Source organism: Halobacillus litoralis (assembly GCF_009856445.1).
Lineage (GTDB): Bacteria > Bacillota > Bacilli > Bacillales > Halobacillaceae > Halobacillus > Halobacillus litoralis.
In genome coordinates this window covers 1-598 of sequence record NZ_WMFA01000040.1, presented here as the reverse complement: position 1 = coordinate 598, position 598 = coordinate 1, and the positions used below count along the sequence as shown (strand labels likewise).

General features: G+C 67.6%; 1 protein-coding gene. It reads left to right on the top strand.

Annotated elements, in window-relative coordinates:
• Positions 1–163 precede the first annotated feature (163 nt).
• On the top strand, positions 164–598 hold a 435-nt coding region (locus GLW00_RS21020; protein WP_202412592.1), incomplete at its 3' end, for a DedA family protein.

The following is a 598-nucleotide window of genomic DNA, read 5'->3' as shown; positions in this document are numbered from 1 at the left end:
CCTATGACCTGCCGCCCGGGCTGGTGCGTGAAGCGCTGGAGCTGGAGCCCGTTGATGGTGAGCGCCACACGCTCGAGGAGATCGCTGAGGCCTCCAGCCTGACCCTCGAGGAGATACAGCGCCGTATTGACGAAGCCGTACGTGCCCAAAAGGGTGACAGGGAATGACGGACACGGTCTTTCTCCTTGTTGCCACCTACGGCAGCGCCGCCCTGTTTGCCGTAACCTTCCTGAGCTGTCTGGCGGTGCCCGTGCCGGCATCGCTGATGATGCTCACCGGTGGTGCCTTCGCGGCCTCAGGCGACCTGCCTCTCGCTTCGGTGAGCCTGGCGGCCTATGGGGGCGCCCTGAGTGGTGACCAGACCGGCTATCTGCTCGGGCGCTCATGCGCGGGGTGGCTTGAGCGCTGGGCGGAGGCCCGCCGGGGCCGGGCCGCACTGCTGGGTCGGGCGCACGCTTCTGTTGAGCGTTGGGGCGGTATGGGCGTTTTTCTGAGCCGATGGTTCGTCAGCCCGCTCGGGCCCTATGTCAACTTCGCGGCGGGCGCTGGGCGCATGCGCTGGGCGCGCTTCAGTGTATGGAGTGTGGCCGGGGAGACG